The organism is Pseudomonas sp. PA-1-3F, from assembly GCF_021609665.1.
In the GTDB taxonomy this organism is placed as follows: domain Bacteria; phylum Pseudomonadota; class Gammaproteobacteria; order Pseudomonadales; family Pseudomonadaceae; genus Aquipseudomonas; species Aquipseudomonas paracarnis.
Genome location: NZ_WJZD01000004.1, coordinates 201,841 through 225,216, shown reverse-complemented (window position 1 = coordinate 225,216; position 23,376 = coordinate 201,841). Strand labels below are relative to the sequence as shown.

Annotated in this window: 21 protein-coding genes; 11 read left to right on the top strand and 10 right to left on the bottom strand. The window is 59.7% G+C overall.

Going from position 1 to position 23,376, the window contains the following annotated elements:
- The first annotated feature begins 8 nt into the window (after positions 1 to 8).
- Entirely contained in the window at positions 9 to 764 is a 756-nt protein-coding gene (locus tag GIV26_RS04465) for a substrate-binding periplasmic protein (RefSeq protein ID WP_127880505.1), read from the top strand.
- 110 nt (positions 765 to 874) lie between these two features.
- Here GIV26_RS04465 and GIV26_RS04460 read toward each other — a convergent pair whose 3' ends face one another.
- From GIV26_RS04460 to gpmI, 4 genes are all read right to left on the bottom strand, one after another.
- Positions 875 to 1,648 (bottom strand): divergent polysaccharide deacetylase family protein, encoded by a 774-nt coding sequence (locus GIV26_RS04460; protein WP_236279554.1) that lies wholly within the window; start codon positions 1,646 to 1,648, stop codon positions 875 to 877.
- A 2-nt stretch (positions 1,649 to 1,650) separates the two neighbouring features.
- Positions 1,651 to 2,964, bottom strand: coding sequence for a S41 family peptidase (locus GIV26_RS04455; RefSeq protein ID WP_034125537.1), 1,314 nt, complete (start codon positions 2,962 to 2,964; stop codon positions 1,651 to 1,653).
- Positions 2,965 to 2,994: 30 nt separating this feature from the next.
- Entirely contained in the window at positions 2,995 to 4,290 is a 1,296-nt protein-coding gene (locus GIV26_RS04450) for a murein hydrolase activator EnvC family protein (RefSeq protein WP_003187792.1), read from the bottom strand.
- Between the two features lie 258 nt (positions 4,291 to 4,548).
- Complete coding sequence (gene gpmI / locus GIV26_RS04445; protein WP_236279553.1) at positions 4,549 to 6,075, bottom strand: 2,3-bisphosphoglycerate-independent phosphoglycerate mutase; 1,527 nt, start codon at positions 6,073 to 6,075, stop codon at positions 4,549 to 4,551.
- 151 nt (positions 6,076 to 6,226) lie between these two features.
- On the opposite strand from gpmI, the gene GIV26_RS04440 reads away from it, so the two are divergent.
- Genes GIV26_RS04440 through secB form a run of 3 tightly spaced genes read left to right on the top strand, consistent with a single transcriptional unit; the run spans position 6,227 to position 7,417 of the window.
- Positions 6,227 to 6,640 (top strand): rhodanese-like domain-containing protein, encoded by a 414-nt coding sequence (locus GIV26_RS04440; protein WP_032901811.1) that lies wholly within the window; start codon positions 6,227 to 6,229, stop codon positions 6,638 to 6,640.
- Position 6,641: 1 nt separating this feature from the next.
- Positions 6,642 to 6,896 (top strand): glutaredoxin 3, encoded by a 255-nt coding sequence (gene grxC, locus GIV26_RS04435; RefSeq protein ID WP_003171118.1) that lies wholly within the window; start codon positions 6,642 to 6,644, stop codon positions 6,894 to 6,896.
- 41 nt (positions 6,897 to 6,937) lie between these two features.
- On the top strand, positions 6,938 to 7,417 hold the full coding sequence (gene secB, locus GIV26_RS04430; RefSeq protein WP_032894017.1) for a protein-export chaperone SecB: 480 nt from the start codon (positions 6,938 to 6,940) through the stop codon (positions 7,415 to 7,417).
- Between the two features lie 159 nt (positions 7,418 to 7,576).
- Here secB and GIV26_RS04425 read toward each other — a convergent pair whose 3' ends face one another.
- Positions 7,577 to 8,032 (bottom strand): tRNA (cytidine(34)-2'-O)-methyltransferase, encoded by a 456-nt coding sequence (locus GIV26_RS04425; RefSeq protein WP_003171120.1) that lies wholly within the window; start codon positions 8,030 to 8,032, stop codon positions 7,577 to 7,579.
- Between GIV26_RS04425 and GIV26_RS04420 the strand changes: the two genes are divergently transcribed.
- The gene (locus GIV26_RS04420; protein ID WP_019819992.1) at positions 8,031 to 8,471 is read left to right on the top strand and encodes a hypothetical protein; all 441 of its coding nucleotides are present in this window, start codon (positions 8,031 to 8,033) and stop codon (positions 8,469 to 8,471) included. The genes GIV26_RS04425 and GIV26_RS04420 overlap by 2 nt on opposite strands.
- A gap of 444 nt (positions 8,472 to 8,915) precedes the next feature.
- Here the strand turns inward: GIV26_RS04420 and ntrC are convergent, their stop codons facing one another.
- The 4 genes from ntrC to glnA all read right to left on the bottom strand — a co-directional run bounded on the left by ntrC (position 8,916) and on the right by glnA (position 13,937).
- Positions 8,916 to 10,352, bottom strand: coding sequence for a nitrogen regulation protein NR(I) (gene ntrC, locus GIV26_RS04415; RefSeq protein ID WP_003187806.1), 1,437 nt, complete (start codon positions 10,350 to 10,352; stop codon positions 8,916 to 8,918).
- On the bottom strand, positions 10,349 to 11,434 hold the full coding sequence (glnL, locus tag GIV26_RS04410; RefSeq protein ID WP_014716523.1) for a nitrogen regulation protein NR(II): 1,086 nt from the start codon (positions 11,432 to 11,434) through the stop codon (positions 10,349 to 10,351). Before glnL ends, ntrC begins: the two co-directional genes overlap by 4 nt.
- A gap of 358 nt (positions 11,435 to 11,792) precedes the next feature.
- Positions 11,793 to 12,332: a chorismate mutase gene (locus tag GIV26_RS04405; protein ID WP_236279552.1), complete on the bottom strand. Its 540-nt coding sequence runs from the start codon at positions 12,330 to 12,332 to the stop codon at positions 11,793 to 11,795.
- 198 nt (positions 12,333 to 12,530) lie between these two features.
- A complete protein-coding gene (gene glnA / locus GIV26_RS04400; protein ID WP_003187811.1) occupies positions 12,531 to 13,937 on the bottom strand; it encodes a type I glutamate--ammonia ligase in 1,407 nt (468 codons plus the stop codon).
- Between the two features lie 334 nt (positions 13,938 to 14,271).
- Here glnA and thiI point away from each other — a divergent pair, with 334 nt between their 5' ends.
- Positions 14,272 to 15,726, top strand: a complete 1,455-nt coding sequence (gene thiI, locus GIV26_RS04395) for a tRNA uracil 4-sulfurtransferase ThiI (RefSeq protein WP_034125541.1) — start codon at positions 14,272 to 14,274, stop codon at positions 15,724 to 15,726.
- 139 nt (positions 15,727 to 15,865) lie between these two features.
- Positions 15,866 to 17,686 (top strand): translational GTPase TypA, encoded by a 1,821-nt coding sequence (gene typA, locus GIV26_RS04390; RefSeq protein WP_014716526.1) that lies wholly within the window; start codon positions 15,866 to 15,868, stop codon positions 17,684 to 17,686.
- Between the two features lie 197 nt (positions 17,687 to 17,883).
- Here the strand turns inward: typA and GIV26_RS04385 are convergent, their stop codons facing one another.
- Positions 17,884 to 18,318 carry a YkgJ family cysteine cluster protein gene (locus tag GIV26_RS04385; protein ID WP_003187815.1) on the bottom strand — a complete coding sequence of 145 codons (435 nt, stop codon included), beginning with the start codon at positions 18,316 to 18,318 and terminating at the stop codon, positions 17,884 to 17,886.
- 237 nt (positions 18,319 to 18,555) lie between these two features.
- Here GIV26_RS04385 and GIV26_RS04380 point away from each other — a divergent pair, with 237 nt between their 5' ends.
- The 4 genes from GIV26_RS04380 (at position 18,556) to GIV26_RS04365 (ending at position 23,277) form a co-directional block, all read left to right on the top strand.
- The gene (locus GIV26_RS04380) at positions 18,556 to 21,006 is read left to right on the top strand and encodes a glycogen/starch/alpha-glucan phosphorylase (protein WP_236279551.1); all 2,451 of its coding nucleotides are present in this window, start codon (positions 18,556 to 18,558) and stop codon (positions 21,004 to 21,006) included.
- 229 nt (positions 21,007 to 21,235) lie between these two features.
- On the top strand, positions 21,236 to 22,246 hold the full coding sequence (locus tag GIV26_RS04375; protein WP_003187818.1) for a class 1 fructose-bisphosphatase: 1,011 nt from the start codon (positions 21,236 to 21,238) through the stop codon (positions 22,244 to 22,246).
- A 176-nt stretch (positions 22,247 to 22,422) separates the two neighbouring features.
- Positions 22,423 to 22,677, top strand: a complete 255-nt coding sequence (locus GIV26_RS04370; RefSeq protein ID WP_003187823.1) for a hypothetical protein — start codon at positions 22,423 to 22,425, stop codon at positions 22,675 to 22,677.
- 30 nt (positions 22,678 to 22,707) lie between these two features.
- A complete protein-coding gene (locus GIV26_RS04365; protein ID WP_014716529.1) occupies positions 22,708 to 23,277 on the top strand; it encodes a lipocalin family protein in 570 nt (189 codons plus the stop codon).
- Positions 23,278 to 23,376 lie beyond the last annotated feature (99 nt).

Sequence of the window (23,376 nt, the reverse complement as noted above, 5' to 3'; positions counted from 1 at the left end):
TAGCCTTCATGTTCAAACACCTGCTGCTCGCCCTCGCCAGTTCCTCCATGTTCATGGTGGCTACGGCACACGCCGAACAACCGTCTGACGCCTCCCTGGTGTTGCTGACGGAAAATTTCCCGCCCTACAACATGGCGAAAAACGGCAAGAACTTCGCCAAGGACGAGAACATCGAAGGCATTGCCGTGGACATCGTGCGCGAAACCTTCAAGCGCGCTGGCATTTCCTACAACCTCACTCTGCGTTTTCCTTGGGAGCGAATCTACAAGCTCGCCCTGGAACAGCCAGGTTACGGCGTGTTTGTAATGGCGCGGTTGCCAGATCGTGAAGCCTTGTTCAAATGGGTCGGCCCTATCGGCCCGGACGATTGGGTGTTGCTGGCCAAGGCAGACAGCAAGATCGAGTTGGAAAATCTGGAGCAAGCGCGCCGCTACAAGATTGGCGCCTACAAAGGCGATGCCATTGCCGAAAGCCTGGACAAGCAGGGGCTCAAGCCGATGGTCGCCCTGCGTGACCAGGATAATGCGCAAAAGCTTATGGAAGGCCAGATCGACCTGTGGGCCACAGGCGACCCCGCTGGGCGTTACCTGGCGCGGCAGGTGGGGGTGAACGGGCTCAAGACGGTATTGCGCTTCAACAGTGCGCAGCTTTACCTGGCGTTGAACAAAGACGTGCCGGATGAGCTGGTGGCCAGGCTCCAGGCCGCATTGGATGAGTTACGCAACAGCGGCCGTATAGACGAAATCATGGCGCAATATCTGTAAGTGAGCTGTTGTGGCGAGGGAGCTTGCTCCCGCTGGGCTGCATAGCGGCCCTGAAATCGTGGGAGCGCTTCGCACTCCAGCGGGAGCAAGCTCCCTCGCCACAGTGATTGTCAGCGATAGATGCCGTTTTTGCCGTGGGCACTCGTCGCCCGATTACTGCGCACGCTGATCATCAACTTGATATCGATCCACTCCACGCCCTGCGCCTTGAGCTTGGGCAACTCGCGCTCCAGCACCGCCAGCGTCTGTGGGTAAGGATGCCCGATCATGACTGCCGAACCCTGTTTATGCGCCAGTTTGATCGCGGTCTGCAGTTGCGTGGTAATCGCCGCCTCGGTGCGTTCGTCATCGAGAAATACATCCCGCGACACATGGGCCAAACCGATCTTCTGCGCCTCGGCGGCGGCGACGGTTTGCGCACTGGTGCGGCTGTCGACGAAGAACTTGTGACGCCGTTGCAACTCACCCATCAGCCAGGCCATCGCTGCCGGTTGTGCGGTCATGCGGCTGCCCATGTGGTTGTTGATGCCGGCGGTGTAGGGCACGGCTTCAAATGCCGCGTCCAGGCGTTTGCCCAGTTCTTCGATGGACAGCTCCGGGTGCCAGGCGAATGGGCCGGTGGCCGGGTCCATGGGCATGTGCAGGATCACGATCTTGCCAGCCTTGTGGGCCTCACGGGCAAATTCGGCGGCGTGGGGCGTGTCCGGCATGATGGCGGCGGTCACCGGGCCGGGTAGCGCAAGCACGCGACGATCCCGAGGCAGGTTTTGCCCCAGGTCGTCGATGATAAGCGTCAGGTAGGCTTTGTGCGGTTCGCTGGCAGTGGCCGCTTGAGCGACCCCCGCCAGGCTGCACAGCACAGCGAAGATCAGGGCAAGACGCATGATCAACGGCTGCGGGTGATGCTCAAGCCCTTGAGCAGGCTGAGCGCCTGGGCCAGTTGGTAGTCATCGTCCTGCGGCATCGGCTTGGCCTTGGCGCGGCTGCCGGTTGGCTGGTCGGCACCGCCGTTGCCATTGCCCAGGTGGCCTTGCAGGTCGGCCTCTTTGTAGTATTCGCCATCGATCTCGTTGGTGATCTTGGCGCGGCGTACTTCGATGTCCGGCACAATGCCCTGGGCCTGGATCGAGCGGCCGTTCGGCGTGTAATACAGCGCCGTGGTGATCTTCAGTGCACGGTCGTTGTTCAGCGGCAATACGGTCTGCACCGAGCCTTTGCCGAAGCTGGTGGTGCCCATCAGCACACCGCGCTTGAGGTCTTGCAGGGCGCCGGCGACGATTTCCGAGGCCGAGGCGCTGCCGCCGTTGATCAATACCGCCAGTGGCACGTTCTCGCTGAGGTCGTTGCCGGTGGCCGAGAAGCGCAACTCGGAGTTGGCGATACGGCCCTTGGTGTAGACGATCAGGCCCTTGGTGACGAAGTGGTCGACCACCTCGACCGCCGACTGCAACACGCCGCCTGGGTTGTTGCGCAGGTCAAGCACGATGCCGTTGAGCTTCTTGCCGTTGTCTTTGCGCAGCTTGGCCAGGGCCTTGGCCACTTCGTCGCCGGTCTTGACCTGGAACTGGGTGATACGGATGTAGCCGTAGCCCGACTCCAGCAACTGGCTTTTCACGCTCTTGACCGTGATGGTCGCACGGGCCAGGGTCACGTCAAACGGGTTGCCGCCGTCGCGTACCAGGGTCAGGGTGATCTTCTGGCCGAGCTTGCCGCGCATCTTGTCGACGGCTTCGGTCATGGTCTGGCCACGGGTCGGCTGGCCGTTGATCTTCACGATCAGGTCGCCGGCCTGGATGCCGGCCTTGGACGCCGGGGTGTCGTCAATAGGCGAGACCACTTTGATCTGGCCGTCTTCGGAGCCCACTTCGATGCCCAGGCCGCCGAACTCACCGCTGGTGCTTTCCTGCAGCTCGGCGAAATCTTCCGGGCCCAGGTAGGCGGAGTGCGGGTCGAGGTTGCTGAGCATGCCCTTGATGGCATTTTCCAGCAGGGCCTTGTCGTCTACGGGTTCGACATACGCTGCCTTGATCCGGTCCATGACCTCGGCAAAGGTGCGCAGCTCGTCCAGCGGCAATGGCGCCTTGGTCGTCGCAGCCATGGCAGGTGCAGCCGGTGCGGCCTGGTCGGCAAAAGCCAGAGGCGCGCCGATCACCAGGGCGATCGTCAGGGCCAGCGAAGTGAGGCGGGACAAATGCAGCATGTCGAACGAACTCCTAATGTAGATGCGACCCTATCCTTGGGACCGGCACCATTGTGCAGGGTCGCTCGGGCGGCCCTGCTGACGAATAGCGAAGTACAGCGCCGGGGTATCCTGGCCGCCACTGTTACCGACAGTGGAGATGGATTCACCGGCTTTTACAACATCACCTGCCGACTTGAGTAATGTCTGATTGTGGCCGTAAAGGCTCAAATAGCCATTACCGTGGTCAAGAATCACCAGCAAGCCGGCGCCCCGCAACCAATCGGCGAACACCACGCGCCCACCGTGCACCGCGTGGACCTGGCTGCCGGCAGAGGCGCTGATCATCACGCCATCCCACTTGGCGCGGGTGTCATCGCCACGGGTTTCCCCAAAGCGTGCCAGTAATCGACCATCAACCGGCCATGGAAGTTTGCCTCGTGCTGAAGCAAAAGGGCCGCCGAACGACTCGCCGCTGCTGGAAACCAACGGGCCAGGCGCTGCACGCGCCGGTTTGCGCGGGGCCGGAGCGTCGGTGGTGGCAGCCAGTTCGGCCTCACGCTGACGCTTTTTTTCGGCTTCCTGCTGGGCGATCAGCGCTTTTTGCCGCGCTTCTTCGGCCTCGCGTGCCTGGCGGGCCAGGGTTTCTTCAATGGTCTTGAGGACTTTGGCCAGGTCGGCCTGGTCTTGCTCGCGGGCCTGCAACTTGGCGTCGCGGGCTTTTACGTCGCTGTTGAGCTTGGCCAGGGCCTGCTGGCGTTCCTTGCGTACTTTATCGAGCTGGTCGCGCTGGGTGTCGAGGGCAGTTTTCTGGTCGAGCAGCTGCGATTGCTGGTCGGCGATTTCCTGTTCGACATTGGCCAATTGGCGCAGGGTTTCGTTAAACCCCTTCAATTGCGCCAGGCGCGCCTGGCTCAGGTAGTCGTAATAGGTGAGGGTACGGGCGAATTTTTCCGGGTTCTGCTGGTTGAGCAGCAGCTTGAGGTACTCCTGGCGGCCGCTCTGGTACGCGGCACGGGCCTGGATCGCGATCAGGCGTTGCTGTTCAACGCGTGCGCTCTGGAGTTTTTTTTTCTCAGCGTCGAGTCGCTCCAGTTCCGACTCGCTCTTCTTTAGTTCTTTTTGTAGCTCCTGGACCTGCTTCTCCAGCTTGCCCATTTCGGTTTCCGTGCCGCGCAGGTCTTTCTGCACCCCGGATTTTTCTTCCTGGAGCTTGCCGAGCAGCTTTTTCAGCTCGGTAATGTCCTGACGCGTAGCGTCCAACTGTTGTTGGGTTTGTGCGCGCTCATCGGCAAACGCCGGTTGGAGCAGGCAGACAAGAGCAAGGGTTATCAAGGCGCGAAGCATAGAGGCGGGCGACACCAGGGGAAAAGGACGGCCTAGTATGCCCGCCAAGCGCTGCAAAAAAAACGCCCAATTGGGGCTGGTGGGCAAGATAGGTGCCGAGTGGTGCTGGTATGGCAAAAAGATATCTCTCAAAGCGCCGCAAACCAATGTGGGAGCGGGCTTGCCCGCGATTGCGGTGGGTCAGCGACATAGATGTCGACTGATTAGCCGCTATCGCGGGCAAGCCCGCTCCCACACTGTTTTGTGGCGTACTTTGGATCAGACCAGGATCGAGGTCCCGGTCATCTCCTTCGGCTGTTCCAACCCCATCAGCTTGAGCATGGTCGGCGCCACATCCGCCAGCACGCCACCTTCACGCACTTTCAGGTCACGTTTGCCGACATAGATGAACGGTACCGGTTCGGTGGTGTGCGCGGTGTGCGCCTGGCCGGTGGATTCGTCGGACATCTGTTCGCAGTTGCCGTGGTCGGCGGTGATCAGCGCTTCGCCGCCGACTTTTTCCAGCGCGTCGACGATGCGGCCAACACATTTATCCAGGCATTCCACGGCCTTGACCGCCGCTTCCAGGTTGCCGCTGTGGCCAACCATGTCGCCGTTGGCGTAGTTGACGACGATCACGTCATGACGCTGGTGATCAATGGCGTCGACGATCTTGTCGGTGACTTCCGGTGCGCTCATTTCCGGCTGCAAGTCGTAGGTAGCGACTTTTGGCGACGGGATCAGGATGCGCTCTTCGCCGGGGAACGGCTCCTCGCGGCCACCGGAGAAGAAGAACGTCACGTGGGCGTATTTCTCGGTTTCGGCGATGCGCAGTTGGGTCTTGCCGTTCTTGGCCAGGTAGTCGCCCAGCACGTTCTCCAGGCTGCCCGGGGCGAACGCCGACGGGGCCGGGATGTTGGCGGCGTATTGGGTGAGCATGACGAACTCGACCTTCGGCTGGCGCGCGCGTTCGAAGTCCTTGAAGCCTTCATCGACGAACACATGGCTCAGTTCACGGGCGCGGTCGGCGCGGAAGTTCATGAACACCACGGCGTCGCCGTCTTCGACTTTCACCGGCTCGCCGATGGTGGTGGCTTTGACGAATTCATCGCTTTCACCGCGGGCGTAGGCCGCTTCCAGACCTTCCTGGGCGGTGGCCGCGTTGAATTCGGCCTGGCCGTCGACGATCAGGTTGTAGGCCTGGGCGACACGGTCCCAGCGGTTGTCGCGGTCCATGGCGAAGTAACGGCCCACCAGGCTGGCAATACGGCCCTTGCCCAGGGCGGCGAAGGTGGTATCCAGCAGTTCGATGGAGGATTGCGCGCTTTTAGGCGGCGTGTCGCGGCCGTCGAGGAAGGCGTGCAGATAGATTTTGTCAGCGCCGCGCTTGAAGGCCAGTTCGGCCATGGCGACCAAGTGATCCTGATGGCTGTGTACGCCGCCGTCCGACAACAGGCCCATGAAGTGCACGGCCTTGCCGGCGGCAACGGCTTTATCGACCGCGGCGCAGATGGTCGGGTTTTCGAAGAACTCGCCATCGCGGATCGCCTTGGTGACACGAGTGAAGTCCTGGTACACCACTCGTCCGGCACCGAGGTTCATGTGGCCGACTTCCGAGTTGCCCATCTGGCCGTCCGGCAGGCCCACGTCCATGCCGGAACCTGAGATCAGGCCGTTGGGCACGGTGGCGGTCAGGCGGTCCAGTACCGGCTTGTTGGCCGAGTACACCGCGTTGTCGTGGTGGCTTTCACTGTGTCCGAAGCCATCGAGAATTATCAGGACCAAAGGTTTAGGCGTGGTAGTCATAGATCCTCTCGCGGCGCTAATAAAGGAAGACAATTGAAAAGGGAGTGGCAGTTTAAAGCGAAGTTCCAACCACGTCACCGCTTTACGGGGGTTGGCCCCCCCTGGCGGCTGTGTATACTTACCGCCATTTTAACGCCCTGGAACCTCCTTGATGGTTGATCACCTGATTGCATTTGCCACTGCCCACTACCTGCTTGTGGGCGCCTTCGTCATCCTGCTGGCGCTGCTGATCGCTCACGAACTGAGCCGCGGTGGTCGCAGCCTGAGCACGTCGGAGCTGACCGCGCTGGTCAACAAGGATGAGGCCGTCGTCGTCGATATTCGCCCGGCCAAGGATTATGCCGCCGGCCATATCGTTGGCGCCCTGAACATTCCCCAGGACAAGCTGATTGCGCGTCTGGGCGAACTGGAAAAGCACAAGGCCAAGACCATCATCCTGGTCGATGCCCAGGGCCAGCACTCCGGCACCCACGCCCGTGAGATGCTCAAGTCCGGCTTCACCGCCGCCAAGCTGTCGGGTGGTATCAGCAGCTGGCGTGGCGATAACCTGCCGTTGGTGAAGTGATATGAGCCAGGTTGTCGTGTATTCCAGCGATTGGTGCCCTTACTGCATGCGGGCCAAGGCCTTGCTTGAGAAAAAGGGTGTTGCCTTTGAAGAGATCAAGGTCGATGGCAAGCCCCAGGTGCGCGCCGAAATGGCCCAGAAGGCTGGCCGCACGTCGGTCCCGCAGATCTGGATCGGCACCCGGCATATCGGTGGTTGCGACGACCTGTTCGCTCTGGAGCGCGCCGGTAAACTTGATGCGCTGCTGTCCGCCTGACGCCTAAACCCTCAAGAACCCAAGATAAAGAAGGATCTGCGATGACTGATCAACAGAACACCGAAGCAGCAGAAGCTCAAGGCCCACAGTTCTCGCTGCAGCGGATCTACGTGCGTGACCTGTCGTTCGAAGCGCCAAAAAGCCCGGCCATCTTCCGTCAGGAGTGGACCCCAAGCGTTGCGCTGGACCTGAACACCCGTCAGAAATCCCTGGAAGGTGACTTCCACGAAGTCGTGCTGACCCTGTCGGTCACCGTCAAGAATGGTGAAGAAGTCGCTTTCATCGCTGAAGTGCAACAGGCCGGTATCTTCCTGATCCAGGGCCTGGACGAAGCGTCCATGAGCCACACCCTGGGTGCGTTCTGCCCGAACATCCTGTTCCCGTATGCCCGTGAGACCCTGGACAGCCTGGTCACCCGTGGTTCGTTCCCGGCGCTGATGCTGGCCCCGGTGAACTTCGATGCCCTGTACGCCCAAGAGCTGCAGCGCATGCAACAGGAAGGCGCGCCAACCGTTCAGTAATTTGCTGAGCGATGCCGTTCTAAAATGTGGGAGCGGGCTTGTGTGGGAGCTGGCTTGCCTGCGATAGCATCACTGCGGTGTGACTGACACACCGAGGTGCCTGCATCGCGGGCAAGCCCGGCTCCCACACAAGCCCGCTCCCACATTTGTTATGCGGTGTTATTTAAAGCCCAGTTGGCGCCAGCCTTCATAGACGGCAACGGCTACGGTGTTCGACAGGTTCAGGCTGCGGCAGCCTTCACGCATCGGCAAGCGCAGGCGATGGCCATCGGGCAATGCGTCAAGCACCTCGGCCGGCAGGCCTCGGCTCTCCGGGCCGAACAGGAACGCGTCGCCCTCGGCAAAGCTGGCATCATGAAACGGCCGCGAGCCCTTGGTGGTGAACGCGAACAGCCGAGGGTGGCCCAGGCTCTCCAGGCAACTGGCGAGGTCGGCATGGCGCTTGAGGGTGGCGTACTCGTGGTAGTCCAGCCCGGCACGGCGCAGGCGCTTGTCGTCCATGTCAAAGCCCAACGGCTCGATCAAATGCAGGTGGCAGCCACTGTTGGCGCACAGCCTGATAACGTTGCCGGTATTCGGCGGAATTTCTGGTTGAAAAAGGATGACGTGAAACATGCACGGCTCCGAAGGCAAAGATGCGCTGCATTCTACCCCCGAAGACGACCCGAGACCGAAGCTATTGCCGAGGGTGTTGGGCTCATTGGCGATTGTCGGCTTGATGATTGGCTTGATGATCGGTCGCTTGACCACCCCCGAGCCGCTGGAGCTGCAACAGGTAGAACCTGCGGCGGATGGTTTGGTGGTGTGGTTCAACGACGAACCCAAGCTGCACGGCGAGCATATCGACGGCACCGTGGCGTTGCTGTTTGACGCCCAGGGCAAGGCTGCCAGCGGGCAGCTCAAGGTCAATGACAAGGACGTGAATTGGCGCATACGCAAGACCGACGCTGGCCTGCTGCTGAACCTGGTGGCGGCTCGGCCGTTGCGTGGGGAGTGGAGCGGTGCAGAGGTCGATGGCCGCTGGCGGCTGGAGATCCATCTCCAAGAGCAATAAAAGAGGGAGTTCCCGGCCTGCCTGTACCAGGGCTCCCAAAACGGGGTGAAGCCTGAGGCTTCGGTGTTAAAGAGGGGATTCTCGGCCTGCCTGTACCAAGGTCCCCGAAACTGGGTAGTACTGGGGTTATTGCAGGGGGCGTGCCAAAACTTGCAATTGCTGCTGGAAAAAATGCCAAAAAGCGCAAAGCCCCGGAATACGGGGCTTTGGTTGTTTCTACGGTTAAGAACTTTGTAGCGAAAGCGCTCTGTGAGGTTTCGGGTCTGTGCTCAATGGCGGTTCATCGTGCATTGAAGCGGTGCACAGTCTGCAGGCATTGCACAAAACCAATGTGGGAGCTGGCTTGCCTGCGATGACGGCGTGTCAGCCCTATACAGGGTGGCTGACACACCGCCATCGCGGGCAAGCCCGGCTCCCACACTAGACCTTCAGCGGTCTTGGGGTTCAGGCCTCGTCACCCTCATCATCATCCCCACCATCCACCTTCATCCCCAATTCCTTGATCTTGCGCGTCAGGGTATTGCGCCCCCAGCCCAGCAGCACGGCCGCATCGCGACGACGGCCGGCAGTGTGCTTCAGGGCTGTTTCGATCATGATCCGCTCGAACGCCGGCACCGCGCTGTCCAGCAGGTTCGACTGGCCGCGTGCCAAGGCCTGGTCCGCCCATTGGCGCAGCGCCTGTTCCCAGTTGGTCACGGGGGCCGAGTCCTGCGGCAGGCTCAGCAGTTCCGGCGGCAGGTCGCTGATGTGCACTTCACGCCCGGAGGCCATCACGGTGATCCAGCGGCAGGTGTTCTCCAGCTGGCGCACGTTGCCGGGCCACGGCAGGTTCTTGAGGTATTCCTCGGTCTCGCTTTTGAGCAGCTTGGGCTCGACGGCCAGCTCCAGGGCGGCGCGGCTGAGGAAGTGGCGGGCGAGGGTGGGGATATCTTCGCGACGGTCCGACATGCGCGGGATGTGGATGCGGATCACGTTGAGGCGGTGGAACAAGTCCTCACGGAATTTACCCGCATGCACCAGGGTTTCCAGGTTCTGGTGGGTGGCCGCGATGATGCGCACATCCACCTTCACCGGCGTATGCCCGCCCACACGGTAGAACTCGCCGTCAGCCAGTACGCGCAGCAAGCGAGTCTGGGTATCGGCCGGCATGTCGCCGATCTCATCGAGGAACAGCGTGCCGCCGTCCGCCTGTTCAAAGCGCCCGCGACGCAGGTTGGCTGCGCCGGTGAACGCGCCTTTCTCATGGCCGAACAGCTCGGACTCCATCAAATCCTTGGGGATCGCCGCCATGTTCAGCGCGATAAACGGCGACGCCGCCCGTGGACTGTGGCGGTGCAGGGCGTGGGCCACCAGTTCTTTACCGGTCCCCGATTCGCCGTTGATCAGCACAGTGATGTTGGAGTGGCTCAAGCGCCCGATGGCGCGAAACACTTCCTGCATCGCCGGCGCTTCCCCGATGATTTCCGGGGTGCGGGTCAGGGTCGGCGGCGCTTCCTGGTTCTGTTGTTCCTGGGCGTGCTGGTTGGCGCGCTTGACCAGCGCCACCGCTTCATCCACATCGAATGGCTTGGGCAGGTATTCAAAGGCGCCGCCCTGGTAGGACGCGACAGCGCTGTCCAGGTCCGAGTGGGCGGTCATGATGATCACCGGCAGGCGCGGGTGCTGCTCGCGAATGCGCGCCAGCAAGTCCAGGCCACTGGCGCCAGGCATGCGGATATCGGAAATGATCACGTCCGGCTGCTGACGTGCCAGGCGGCTCATCACCCCATCGGCGCTGTCGAAGCTCTGGGTGGTCATGCCTTCTTGTTGCAAGGCTTTCTCGAGGACCCAGCGGATAGAACGGTCGTCATCGACGATCCAGACAGTTTCACTACGGCTCATGTCGTGGGGGCTCCTTGTTCCAATGGCAGGAAGATCGAGAACGTGGTGTGGCCAGGGTGGCTCTCACATTCGATCAGGCCCTGGTGCTGGCTGATGATGTTCTGGGTGATGGCCAGGCCCAGCCCGGTACCGTCCGGGCGGCCGCTGACCATGGGAAAGAAGATGGTTTCCTGCAGCTCCGCAGGAATGCCGGGGCCGTTGTCGATGATCTCCACCTTGGTCACCAGGCGGTGGCGCACATGGCCGATGGTGAACTGGCGCAGGGCGCGGGTGCGCAGGCTGATGCGGCCCAGGCGTAGCTCATTCTGGCTGCTGATGGCCTGCATGGCGTTGCGCACGATGTTGAGCACCGCCTGGATCATCTGTTCGCGGTCGATCAACACGTCGGGAATACTTGGGTCGTAGTCGCGCACCAAGGTGATGCAGCCTTGGCTTTCGGCCTCGACCAATTGGCAGACGCGCTCCAGCACCTCATGCACGTTGGTCATTGCCAGGGACGGCAGCTTGTTGGAGCCCAGCATGCGGTCCACCAGGTTACGCAGGCGGTCGGCTTCTTCGATGATGACGTTGGTGTAGTCCTTGAGGTGCTCGTCCGGCAGCTCGCGGGACAACAACTGTGCCGCGCCGCGAATACCGCCCAGCGGGTTCTTGATCTCGTGGGCGAGGCCGCGCACCAGCATCTTGCTGGTTTCCTGCTTGGACAGCTGTGCTTCCTCCTTGGTGATGCGCAGCAGGCGGTCGCGGGGGTGGACTTCGAGCAGCAGCAGGGTCGCGCCATTGCTCAGGATCGGGGTCACGGCGTAGTCAACGGTCAACGTTTGCCCGGTGAGCGCGGTGAGCATCGCTTCGCGCTTGGTGAACGGATGTGCCTGCTCCACGGCCTGGCGCAACGAACTCAAGGCTTCGGCCGACTCAGTGAACAATTCGCTGATGAACTGCCCATGGCTGCGCTGACCGCTGATCGCCAGGAGCATCTCCGCCGCCGGGTTCATGTACTCAAGGCGCAGGTCCGCATTGAGCAGGATGGTCGCGGTGGTCAGGTTGTCGAGTAACAAACGGTGCAGTGCATCGCTGATGGTCATCGGGACCTCTTTTGGAGCAAGGCGTGGGCTTGAGGCACACGCTGATACAAGGAAAATGCAAAAACCAAACCAAGGCTCCGAAAAGAAGCGCTAATGCCCTGAAATAAGGGTTTCAGGCGCGAAACTGTGGCGTTCTGCCAGCCTCAACGGGAAGTTTCGAACCAAAATGGGCTGGGCAATTGAGAAGGGTGCAGGCTATCGCACCAATATAGTGCGGTTTTGTGAAGGTTGTTCAGCAACTGAAGATTTAAGGCGAATCGCAGTCAGTGTGGGAGCTGGCTTGCCTGCGATAGCGGTGGTGCATTCAACAACGCTATCGCAGGCAAGCCAGCTCCCACATGTTTGAATGGGGTTGCAGTCACTCGCCTTTGTAGATGCACAGCTCGGCGGTGGCGCGGATCATCGCCAGTTGGCGCAGCGGATCATTCAGCGGTTCGTGCACGGCCTCGGCCAGCCATTGGGGGCATTTGGGGTCTGTGCGCAGGGGGGTGAAGTCGGCCAACTGCTGCAGCAGCCTTTTTTGCAGATCGTCCAATTGCGGGCGGATCTGCTGGACCAAGTCCGGGCGCGGGTCGTCGGGCGCTTTGCCCTGGAACTGCCAATCGGACAGATGGGTGTATTGCACCAGTTTGTTGGCTTCGATCTGGGCGGCGAAGAACTGCTCGGCAGCGGCCGGGTCCAGCTTGTAGCTCGGCGCCTGGGCAGTGACGCTGGCGATCACCTCTTGCTCGCGCTTCTTGTCCTCCACGGGCTTGTGGCTGTCCCACTTGCTCAGTGCTACCTGGTCGGCAATCTCCAGGCGTTCGGCGATGCTGTTGAGCAAGGGTTCGAGCGTAGGCGGCGCAGCGCTCGCACTGGCACTGATGAACAGCAGGGCAAATACAAGTCGATGTTTCAAGGGCGATCCTCTGTAGGAGCGAGCTTGCTCGCGAAGGTCGCTAACGATAACGCGCCAATGTTGAAAAAATGCGGTGTCTTTGCGTTTTTCGCGAGCAAGCTCGCTCCTACAGGAGGGGGACGTAAATAATCTCAGGCAAAAAAAAGACCTCCCGAAGGAGGTCTTTCTCATCACGCTACCTCAAGCAGCGCTACCGGATTAGCAGCTGTAGTACAGCTCGTATTCCAGTGGGTGTACGAAGGTGCGTACTTTGATTTCTTCTTCGCTTTTCAGGGCGATGTAAGCGTCGATGAAGTCGTCGCTGAAAACGCCGCCTTTGGTCAGGAACGCACGGCCCTTGTCCAGCTCTTCCAGGGCTTCTTTCAGGCTGCCGCACACTTGTGGGATCTCTTTGGCCTCTTCAGGCGGCAGGTCGTACAAGTTTTTGTCGGCGGCGTCGCCAGGGTGGATCTTGTTCTGGATACCGTCCAGGCCGGCCATCATCAAAGCGGCGAAGGCCAGGTAAGGGTTGGCAGCCGGGTCTGGGAAGCGCGCTTCGATACGACGGCCTTTAGGGCTGTTGACGTAAGGAATACGGATCGAGGCGGAGCGGTTGCGTGCCGAGTAGGCCAGCATCACCGGCGCTTCAAAACCTGGGACCAGACGCTTGTAGGAGTTGGTCGACGGGTTGGTGAAGCCGTTCAGGGCCTTGCCGTGCTTGATGATGCCGCCGATGAAGTACAGAGCGGTGTCGGACAGGCCGGCATAGCCTTCGCCGGCGAAGGTGTTCTTGCCGTCTTTGGAAATCGATACGTGAACGTGCATGCCCGAGCCGTTATCGCCGTACAGCGGCTTAGGCATGAAGGTAGCGGTGCGGCCATAGGCATCGGCAACGTTGTGCACGCAGTATTTCAGGGTTTGAACTTCGTCAGCCTTCTTCACCAGCGTGTTGAATTTCACGCCGATTTCGTTCTGGCCGGCAGTCGCCACTTCGTGGTGGTGAACTTCAACGGTCTGGCCCATTTCTTCCAGTGCGTTGCACATGGAAGTACGGATTTCATGGTCGAAGTCGAACGGTGGTACTGGGAAGTAACCGCCTTTCACGCCTGGACGGTGGCCTTTGTTGCCGCCTTCCACGTCCTGGTCGGACATCCACGAGCCTTGCTCGGAGAAAATCTTGAACATGGAGCCGGAGATGTCGGACTTGAACTTCACCGAGTCGAAGATGAAGAACTCTGGCTCAGGGCCGAAGAATGCGGTGTCGCCGATACCGGTGGACTTCAGGTATTCCTCGGCACGGTGGGCGATGGCGCGTGGGTCGCGGTCATAGCCTTGCATGGTCGAAGGTTCGATGATGTCGCACACCAGGATCAGGGTCGGCTCTTCGGTGAACGGGTCGAGTACGGCGGTGCTGTCGTCTGGCAGCAGGATCATGTCGGAGGCTTCGATGCCTTTCCAGCCGGCGATGGAGGAACCGTCGAACATCTTGCCGACTTCGAAGAAGTCATCTTCCAGCGCATCGCGAGCCGGCATGGTCACGTGGTGCTGAGTGCCTTTTGTGTCCGTGAAGCGCAGATCAATCCATTTAACGTCATGATCTTTGATGAGTTGAACCGACTTCGACATGGTGTCCTCCGGGTGGCTTCGGGCTTGGGTAGTGGAGTTAGCCCTTAGAATTTGGGTGATGCCGGCGCGGATACTCCGCCAAGGCAACCTGCCTCACAAGAGAGCAAATTGCATGCCAGTGCGCCAACATGGCCGTTTTGCCTCAAAATGGCCCCTATAACGGTGCAATCGGCAAAAACGGCATAAATCGCGCACTGCAATGTAGCGTTTATTTGTGTAAATGACCCGTTTTGGTGCATTGCGTATGCAATGCATATTAACTGGTTAAACCTTGAGCGATTTCCGCTATAATCCGCGCCCCCCTTTTTCAGCAGGCCCGGCGCGCGCTGTTTCCATGAAATTAATCGTTAAAGTCTTCCCCGAGATCACCATCAAAAGCCGACCGGTACGGACGCGTTTCATCCGTCAGTTGGCCAAGAACATCCGTGCCGTGCTCCGTGACCTGGACCCGGCTGTGGTGGTGAACGGCGTGTGGGACAACCTCGAGCTGGAAACCCGCATTACCGACGCCAAAGCCTTGAAGGACATGACCGAGCGCCTGAGCTGCATGCCGGGCATCGCGCATTTCCTGCAGGTGGATGAGTACCCGCTGGGCGACTTCGACGACATCACCGAAAAGTGCAAGCAGCACTACGGTAGTGCGCTTGAAGGCAAGATTTTTTCGGTGCGCTGCAAGCGTGCCGGCAAGCATCCGTTCAGCTCCATGGACGTCGAGAAATACGTCGGCAGCAAGCTGCGTCGTGAGTGCGGCGCCGCTGGAATTTCCCTCAAAGCGCCACAAATTGAAGTGCGCATGGAAATTCGCGACCAACGGTTGTTCGTGATCCACAGCCAGCACAACAGCATCGGCGGCTACCCGCTGGGTGCCCTGGAACAGACCCTGGTATTGATGTCCGGCGGTTTCGATTCCACGGTTGCGGCCTACCAGATCATGCGTCGCGGCCTGATGAGCCACTTCTGCTTCTTCAACCTGGGCGGGCGTGCACATGAATTGGGCGTGATGGAAGTCGCGCACTTTATCTGGAAGAAATACGGCAGCTCCCAACGCGTGCTATTTGTAAGCGTACCGTTCGAGGAAGTGCTGGGCGAAATTCTCGGCAAAGTCGATAACAGTCATATGGGCGTAGTATTGAAGCGTATGATGTTGCGCGCTGCGTCCAGAATCGCCGATCAATTGCAGATCGACGCCCTGGTGACCGGCGAAGCGATTTCCCAGGTTTCCAGCCAGACGCTGCCTAACTTGTCGATCATTGACTGCGTGACCGAGAAGCTGGTGCTACGCCCGCTGATCGCCAGCCACAAGCAGGACATCATCGACCTGGCAGAGCAAATCGGCACCGCCGACTTTGCCAAGCATATGCCTGAATACTGCGGGGTCATTTCGGTGAACCCCAAGACCCACGCCAAGCGTCACCGCGTGGAGCATGAAGAAAAAGAATTCGACATGGCGATTCTGGAGCGTGCGCTCGAGAACGCCAAGCTGGTGCCAATCGATCGAGTGATCGACGAATTGGGCCAGGATGTGCAGATCGAAGAAGTCAGCGAAGCCCTGGCGGGCCAGATCGTCGTCGACATCCGTCATCCGGATGCCGCCGAAGATGAGCCGCTGGAAATCGCTGGCATCGACGTGCAAACGCTGCCGTTCTACGCACTGAACGCGCGTTTCAAGGAACTGGATAACAGCCGTCAGTACCTGTTGTATTGCGACAAAGGCGTGATGAGTCGCCTGCATGCCCACCATTTGCTCAGTGAGGGGCATGCCAATGTGCGCGTTTATCGACCGAGCTAAGAGCCCGGGGCTGTTTGCCTGTGGCCTGCGTCACCGGCCCCCCGACTCTGCCGTCAAGCTGTAACGGCAAGGCCTGACTCTACTGTTAATCGCTGCCACGACCTGTCAGCACACCGAATCCTCTGATCGAGATACACAAGTGATCGAAAATCTACGTAACATCGCCATCATTGCTCACGTTGACCATGGTAAAACCACCCTGGTAGACAAACTCCTGCGTCAATCCGGCACCCTGGAGCGCAACGAGCTCAACGACGAGCGCGTGATGGACTCCAACGACCAGGAAAAAGAGCGCGGTATTACCATCCTGGCAAAAAACACCGCTATCAACTGGAACGGCTACCACATCAACATCGTGGATACCCCGGGCCACGCCGACTTCGGCGGCGAAGTAGAGCGCGTAATGTCGATGGTTGACTCCGTTCTGCTGCTGGTTGACGCTCAAGACGGCCCTATGCCGCAAACCCGTTTCGTGACCAAGAAGGCTTTCGAAGCCGGCCTGCGTCCGATCGTGTGCATCAACAAGGTTGACCGTCCAGGCGCGCGTCCGGACTGGGTTCTGGACCAGATCTTCGATCTGTTCGACAACCTGGGTGCCACCGAAGAACAGCTGGACTTCCAAGTCATCTACGCCTCGGCCCTGAACGGTATTGCTGGTCTTGACCACACCGACATGGCTGAAGACATGACTCCGCTGTACCAGTCGATCGTCGACAACGTACCAGCACCGAAAGTCGACCGTGAAGGCCCGTTCCAGATGCAAATCTCGGCACTGGACTACAACAGCTTCCTGGGTGTTATCGGCGTTGGCCGTATCGCTCGTGGTAGCGTCAAGCCGAACACCCCGGTTGTCGCTATCGGCGCCGACGGCAAGAAGCGTAACGGTCGTATCCTGAAGCTGATGGGTCACCACGGCCTGCACCGCATCGACGTTGAAGAAGCTTTCGCTGGCGACATCGTATGCGTGAGCGGTATGGACTCGCTGTTCATCTCCGACACCCTGTGCCAGCCGGACAACGTCGAGGCGATGAAGCCTCTGACCGTTGACGAGCCAACCGTTTCCATGACCTTCCAGGTAAACGACTCGCCTTTCTGCGGTAAAGAAGGCAAGTTCGTGACCTCCCGTAACATCAAGGAGCGTCTGGACAAGGAGCTGCTGTACAACGTTGCTCTGCGCGTTGAAGAAGGCGACTCGGCTGACAAGTTCAAGGTCTCCGGCCGTGGTGAGCTGCACCTCTCGGTACTGATCGAAACCATGCGTCGCGAAGGCTTCGAAATGGGTGTTGGTCGTCCGGAAGTGATCATCCGTCAGGTTGACGGCGTGAAGCAGGAACCGTTCGAAAACGTCACCATCGACACCCCGGAAGAGTCCCAGGGCAAGGTCATGGAAGAGATGGGCCTGCGTAAGGGCGACCTGACCAACATGGTGCCGGATGGCAAAGGCCGTGTGCGTCTGGAATACAACATCCCTGCTCGTGGTCTGATCGGTTTCCGTAACCAGTTCCTGACCCTGACCAACGGTGCTGGCATCCTGACCTCGATCTTCGATCGCTACGACACCATGAAGTCCGGCGACATGTCCGGCCGTCAGAACGGTGTTCTGGTATCGGTAGAAACCGGCAAGGCGCTGACCTACTCCCTGGAAACCCTCCAGGCGCGTGGCAAGCTGTTCGTTGAACACGGTCAAGAGATCTACAACGGCCAGATCGTTGGTCTGAACAGCCGCGACAACGACATGGGCGTGAACCCAACCAAAGGCAAGAAGCTCGACAACATGCGTGCTTCGGGCAAAGACGAAACCATCGCTCTGGTTCCACCTGTTCGCTTCACCCTGGAACAGGCCCTGGAATTCATCCAGGACGACGAGCTGTGCGAAGTCACGCCTAAGTCGATCCGCCTGCGTAAGAAGATCCTGGACGAAGGCGAGCGTACCCGCGCTGCCAAGAAAGCCAAGAACTGAGTTAACTCAGGCTGAATGAAAAACGCCCCCGGTCGAAAGGCCGGGGGCGTTTTTTTATGCCTGCAGTTTGTGTGTTGTGATCGTTCCCACGCTCCGCGTGGGAACGCCGCTTGGGACGCTCCGCGTCCTGCTTTCAAGAGCGGACGCAGAGCGTCCACAGCTGCATTCCCACGCAGAGCGTGGGAACGATCAAAAACTTAGAACTTGTCGAGGGTCTTGAAGTTGGTCTCGCGCACCACTTCCTTGGGCTTATACGCGCAATACCCCGGCCGCGGCCCGATTTTCGGGTGGTTGCGGCACGTATCCGGGCGCTTGTCATAAATAGTGCAAAAGCGCGTCTTACGATCCAGGTACAGGCAGTCGTTGTTGCTCATGCGCTGCAGGGTAAAAATTTCGGACTTGTTGTTGTACCGCTCGACGATGCCTTCTTTCTGCAAACGCTTGGCGATGTTCTTCGGCGGATCGCCGCGCTCGAACTCATCGACGATGCCAATGCGGATCAGGTCCTTGATCTTCACCTCCACCGGCAGCGTGCAGCAGCTGGACACGCAGCCGCCGCACATATGGGCGGAATATTTCTGCCAGGTCTCTAGACGGTCGAGTTCCGCGGCGGCGATCAGTTGAGGCTTCATCAAGGTTCCAAGGTGGGGCGTTATCCGGGCGCGCGATCATACCGGGATTGGTGGTTTTTTGAACAATATTTTGCAGGTTTCAGCTCAAAGGTTTAGCCACGGTCTGATCGGGCACGACCCCTGCATCAAATTCAGCCCATGGCGAATGAGTTAAAAAACTGCCGAACCAGCACGTCTACCGTCTGTCAGACCGACTAGGCTCTAGCAACTCCTTCAATCTCGCCCGAGGTCGCACCGATGTCTCAGGAACCGCTTGCACGAGAAGCAGAGGTAGCCGCATTCCGCGATGCTGTCTTGACCAAACTCACCTACGCGGTGGGCAAGGACCCGGATCACGCCTTCGACCATGATTGGTTCGAAGCCATTGCGCTGGCCGCCCGCGACCAGATGGTCGATCACTGGATGGATCACACGCGACGTATTTATCGCAAAGGCCAGAAGCGCGTTTATTACCTGTCCCTGGAATTTCTCATTGGCCGGTTGCTCTACGACAGCCTGAGCAACCTGGGTGTGCTGGAGATCGCTCGCGAAGCGCTGTCGGAGCTGGGCGTGGATCTGGAACGCATCCGCCTGCTGGAGCCCGACGCGGCGCTCGGCAACGGTGGCCTGGGCCGGCTGGCGGCGTGCTTTATGGAAAGCATGTCGACGCTGGGCGTTGCCGGCCACGGTTACGGCATTCGTTATGAGCACGGCTTGTTCCGCCAGGCGATTGTCGACGGTTGGCAACAGGAACAGACCGAACGCTGGCTGGATTTCGGCAACCCTTGGGAGTTCGAGCGCGCCGAAGTGATTTACCCGATCGGCTTTGGCGGTAGCGTCGAAACCGTTGCGGACGCCTCCGGCAAGATGATCCAGGTATGGTCGCCCAACGAAACCGTGCGTGCTGTTGCCTATGACACGCCGGTCGTCGGTTGGCGCGGCGCCAGCGTCAACACCCTGCGCCTATGGCGTGCGCGGGCTGTAGAAGACCTGCATCTGGAGCGCTTCAACGCCGGTGACCACTTGGGCGCCGTCGCCGAGGTGGCCCGTGCCGAAAGCATCTCCCGAGTGCTTTACCCGGCTGACAGCACCGAAGCAGGGCAGGAACTGCGCCTGCGCCAGGAATATTTCTTCGTCTCCGCGTCCCTGCAGGATTTGCTGCGCCGCCACAAGAACATGCACGGTTCGGTGCTCAGCCTGGGCGAGCACGCCGCCATCCAGCTCAACGACACCCACCCGTCCATCGCCGTGGCCGAGTTGATGCGCCAACTGGTCGATTTGCATGACATTCCCTGGGAAGCCGCGTGGGATGTCACCGTCGAGACCCTCTCGTACACCAACCACACCTTGCTGCCCGAGGCCCTGGAAACCTGGCCTGTCGGTTTGATGGAGCGCATGCTGCCGCGACACATGCAGATCATCTACCTGATCAACGCCCAGCACATCGACTCGCTGCGTGCCAAAGGCATCCACGACTTTGATGTCTTGCGCGCTGTGTCGCTGATCGAAGAAGACAACGGCCGCCGCGTGCGCATGGGCAACCTGGCGTTCCTGGGCTCCCATAGCGTCAACGGCGTGTCCGGTTTGCATACCCAACTGATGCGCAGCACGGTGTTCTCCGAACTGCACAAGCTCTACCCCGAACGCATCAATAACAAAACCAACGGCATTACCTTCCGTCGCTGGCTGTACCAGGCCAACCCAAAACTGACCGATATGTTGGTGGAAGCGCTGGGCCCGGATATTCTCGATCAGCCCGAACAGCGCCTGATCGAGTTGGAACCCTTTGCCGAGAAACCGGCCTTTCGCAAAGCATTTGCTGAGCAGCGCCTGCACAGCAAGCGCGCACTGGCGCAGATCATCCATGAGCGCCTGGGCATTGCGATCAACCCGGCGGCGATGTTCGACGTGCAGGTCAAGCGCATCCACGAATACAAGCGCCAACTGCTCAACCTGCTGCACACCGTGGCGCTGTACCAGGCGATCCGTGCCGAGCCGGGCATCGATTGGGTGCCGCGGGTGAAGATCTTCGCGGGTAAGGCAGCGGCCAGTTATCACCAGGCCAAGCTGATCATCAAGCTGACCAACGACATCGCCCGCACCGTCAACAACGACCCGACCGTACGCGGCCTGCTCAAGGTGGTGTTCCTGCCCAACTACAACGTCAGCCTGGCGGAAAGCATCATTCCGGCAGCGGATTTGTCGGAGCAGATTTCCACCGCCGGCTTCGAAGCGTCGGGTACCAGCAACATGAAGTTCGGCCTCAACGGCGCGCTGACCATTGGCACCATGGACGGCGCCAACGTGGAGATGCACGAGCGTGTCGGCGCCGAGCACATGTTTATCTTTGGCCTCAGTGCCCAGCAGGTGGAGGCCCGCAAACACGCCGGCGAGTTCAACGCCGGGCCGGATATCGCTGCCTCCCATCGTTTGAATGATGTGCTGCAAGCGATCCGTGGCGGGGTGTTTTCGCCGGACGACCCGGGCCGCTATGTGGGCCTGATCGATGGGCTGATCGACTACGACCGCTTCCTGGTGTGTGCCGACTTTGACGCCTACTGGGACGCCCAGGCGCGGGTCGAGGCGCATTGGCACGACTCCAAGGCCTGGTGGCGCTCGGCGGTGCTCAACACGGCGCGCATGGGCTGGTTCAGCTCTGACCGCACCATCCGCGAGTACGCCACCGAGATCTGGAAAGCCCTCGACTAACTGATACCCCTGTAGGAGCGAGCTTGCTCGCGAAGAGCTCCAACGATAACGCGTGCTTGCTGAATGAACGCGGCGCGTGTGAGTTTTTCGCGAGCAAGCTCGCTCCTGCAGAGGGCTATTGCGTTGGGTCGTGAACTCTATTGGCGTTAAATCCTCTGATTAGAGGAAATCAGCCCCGACTCGCGCTAAACTGCGCGGGTTTTTAGCCCCCCATTCTCCGGAGCCTTCCATGTCCCGCGTTACCTTGAGTCGCTATTTGATCGAGCAGACCCGCAGCAACAACACGCCTGCCGATCTGCGCTTCCTTATCGAAGTGGTGGCGCGTGCTTGCAAGGAAATCAGCCACGCCGTTTCCAAAGGCGCACTGGGCGGTGTCCTGGGCAGCATGGGCACTGAAAACGTGCAGGGCGAAGTGCAGAAGAAACTGGACGTTCTGTCCAACGAAATCCTGCTCGAAGCCAACGAATGGGGCGGCCACCTGGCCGGCATGGCGTCCGAAGAAATGGACAATGCCTACCAGATCCCAGGTAAATACCCGAAGGGCGCATACCTGCTGGTATTCGACCCACTGGACGGTTCGTCCAACATCGACATCAACGCACCGGTCGGCACCATCTTTTCGGTACTGCGTTGCCCCAACGAATACCTGAGCCAGAACGAAGCCCTGAACGAAAAGGCCTTCCTGCAACCAGGCACCGAGCAGGTTGCTGCCGGCTACGCGATCTACGGCCCACAGACCATGCTGGTGCTGACCCTGGGCGATGGCGTCAAAGGCTTCACCCTGGACCGTGAAATGGGCAGCTTCGTACTCACCCACGAAGACATTTCGATTCCTGCTTCTACCCAGGAATTTGCCATCAACATGTCCAACCAGCGCCACTGGGAAGAACCGGTGAAGCGCTACGTCAACGAGCTGATGGAAGGCGAAGAAGGCCCGCTGAAGAAGAACTTCAACATGCGCTGGGTAGCCGCGATGGTTGCCGACGTGCACCGCATCCTGACCCGTGGTGGCCTGTTCATGTACCCACGCGACAGCCGCGAGCCGTCCAAGCCAGGCAAGCTGCGCCTGATGTACGAAGCCAACCCGATGTCGTTCCTGGTTGAACAGGCAGGCGGTGCGTCCACCGACGGCCACCAGCGCATCCTCGACATTCAACCTGAAGGCCTGCACCAGCGTGTGGCGGTATTCCTGGGTTCGAAGGAAGAAGTTGAGCGCGTGACGGCCTATCACAAGAAGTAAGCCGTAACGAGCGGTGAGCCGCTGTATTGTGAGATGGATCACCGTTAAAGAAGCCCCGAAACGTTTCAGCGTTTTCGGGGCTTTTTTGTTTTCGCTCGTCGGGAACCAGACACCCCTTTTCCCTTCTAAGCTTCTGGCAGATACCCCAGCTGCTTTGTCTCTCCAGGAGCTTTTCCATGTCTATACGCCGTCTCGCCCTGCTGGCTTTTTGCGTGCTCTTAGCCGCTTGCAGCAAGGTCACCCAAGAAAACTACCAAAAGCTCTCAGCCGGCATGGCCAAGGCCGAGGTGGAGTCGTTGCTGGGCAAGCCAACCGATTGTTCCGGCGCACTGGGCATGTCCAGCTGCACCTGGGGCGATAAAAACAGCTTTATCAGCGTGCAGTACGCCGGTGACAAAGTTCTGATGTTTTCCGGGCAAGGCCTGAAGTAAACCGGGGCGCGAGCCTGCGGGAGAAGAAGAATGATGCGTTTTGTTTTGTTCCTTTGCGCCAGCCTGTTTTTGGCGGGCTGCGCCAGCCATTCTGGCGATGATCTGCAACCCAAGACTGCGAGCAACGTCAACCTCAAGCGTTACCAGGGCACCTGGTATGAGTTGGCCCGGTTGCCGATGTACTTCCAGCGCAACTGTGCGCAATCCGAGGCCCGCTATACCTTGCTGCCTGATGGTGACATGTCGGTTTTCAACCGCTGCCTGACGCCTGAGTGGAAGTGGCAAGAGGCCAAAGGCACGGCAACGCCGCAGGTGCCAGGCAAGACCGACAAACTGTGGGTGGAATTCAATAACTGGTTTACATCACTGTTGCCGGGCGTTGCCAAGGGCGACTACTGGGTGCTGTATGTCAGCGATGACTACAAGACCGCCATCGTCGGCAGCCCGAGCCGTCGCTATATGTGGATCCTGTCGCGCACGCCGACGGTGAGTGCCGATACCCGCGAAGACCTGCTGAGCAGGGCGCGACAGCAAGGCTATGACACCACGCGGTTGATCTGGCGCACGTCGGATAAGCAGATGGCGAAGTCCTCTCAGTAATCCTGAGTACCTCAATTCAATGTGGGAGCTGGCTTGCCTGCGATACAGGCACCTCGGTGCATCAGTTGCACCGGGTTGATGCTATCGCAGGCAAGCCAG

Bases quoted from the DNA above. Each gene is read 5' to 3' on its own strand.
- GIV26_RS04465 (WP_127880505.1), top strand. From the start codon at position 9: ATGTTCAAACACCTGCTGCTCGCCCTCGCCAGTTCCTCCATGTTCATG.
- grxC (WP_003171118.1), top strand. From the start codon at position 6,642: ATGAGCCAGGTTGTCGTGTATTCCAGCGATTGGTGCCCTTACTGCATG.
- secB (WP_032894017.1), top strand. From the start codon at position 6,938: ATGACTGATCAACAGAACACCGAAGCAGCAGAAGCTCAAGGCCCACAG.
- thiI (WP_034125541.1), top strand. From the start codon at position 14,272: ATGAAATTAATCGTTAAAGTCTTCCCCGAGATCACCATCAAAAGCCGA.
- GIV26_RS04460 (WP_236279554.1), bottom strand. From the start codon at position 1,648: ATGCGTCTTGCCCTGATCTTCGCTGTGCTGTGCAGCCTGGCGGGGGTC.
- GIV26_RS04425 (WP_003171120.1), bottom strand. From the start codon at position 8,032: ATGTTTCACGTCATCCTTTTTCAACCAGAAATTCCGCCGAATACCGGC.
- GIV26_RS04455 (WP_034125537.1), bottom strand. From the start codon at position 2,964: ATGCTGCATTTGTCCCGCCTCACTTCGCTGGCCCTGACGATCGCCCTG.
- gpmI (WP_236279553.1), bottom strand. From the start codon at position 6,075: ATGACTACCACGCCTAAACCTTTGGTCCTGATAATTCTCGATGGCTTC.
- GIV26_RS04420 (WP_019819992.1), top strand. From the start codon at position 8,031: ATGCACGGCTCCGAAGGCAAAGATGCGCTGCATTCTACCCCCGAAGAC.
- GIV26_RS04450 (WP_003187792.1), bottom strand. From the start codon at position 4,290: ATGCTTCGCGCCTTGATAACCCTTGCTCTTGTCTGCCTGCTCCAACCG.
- GIV26_RS04365 (WP_014716529.1), top strand. From the start codon at position 22,708: ATGATGCGTTTTGTTTTGTTCCTTTGCGCCAGCCTGTTTTTGGCGGGC.
- ntrC (WP_003187806.1), bottom strand. From the start codon at position 10,352: ATGAGCCGTAGTGAAACTGTCTGGATCGTCGATGACGACCGTTCTATC.
- GIV26_RS04370 (WP_003187823.1), top strand. From the start codon at position 22,423: ATGTCTATACGCCGTCTCGCCCTGCTGGCTTTTTGCGTGCTCTTAGCC.
- GIV26_RS04380 (WP_236279551.1), top strand. From the start codon at position 18,556: ATGTCTCAGGAACCGCTTGCACGAGAAGCAGAGGTAGCCGCATTCCGC.
- GIV26_RS04385 (WP_003187815.1), bottom strand. From the start codon at position 18,318: ATGAAGCCTCAACTGATCGCCGCCGCGGAACTCGACCGTCTAGAGACC.
- glnA (WP_003187811.1), bottom strand. From the start codon at position 13,937: ATGTCGAAGTCGGTTCAACTCATCAAAGATCATGACGTTAAATGGATT.
- GIV26_RS04375 (WP_003187818.1), top strand. From the start codon at position 21,236: ATGTCCCGCGTTACCTTGAGTCGCTATTTGATCGAGCAGACCCGCAGC.
- GIV26_RS04440 (WP_032901811.1), top strand. From the start codon at position 6,227: ATGGTTGATCACCTGATTGCATTTGCCACTGCCCACTACCTGCTTGTG.
- glnL (WP_014716523.1), bottom strand. From the start codon at position 11,434: ATGACCATCAGCGATGCACTGCACCGTTTGTTACTCGACAACCTGACC.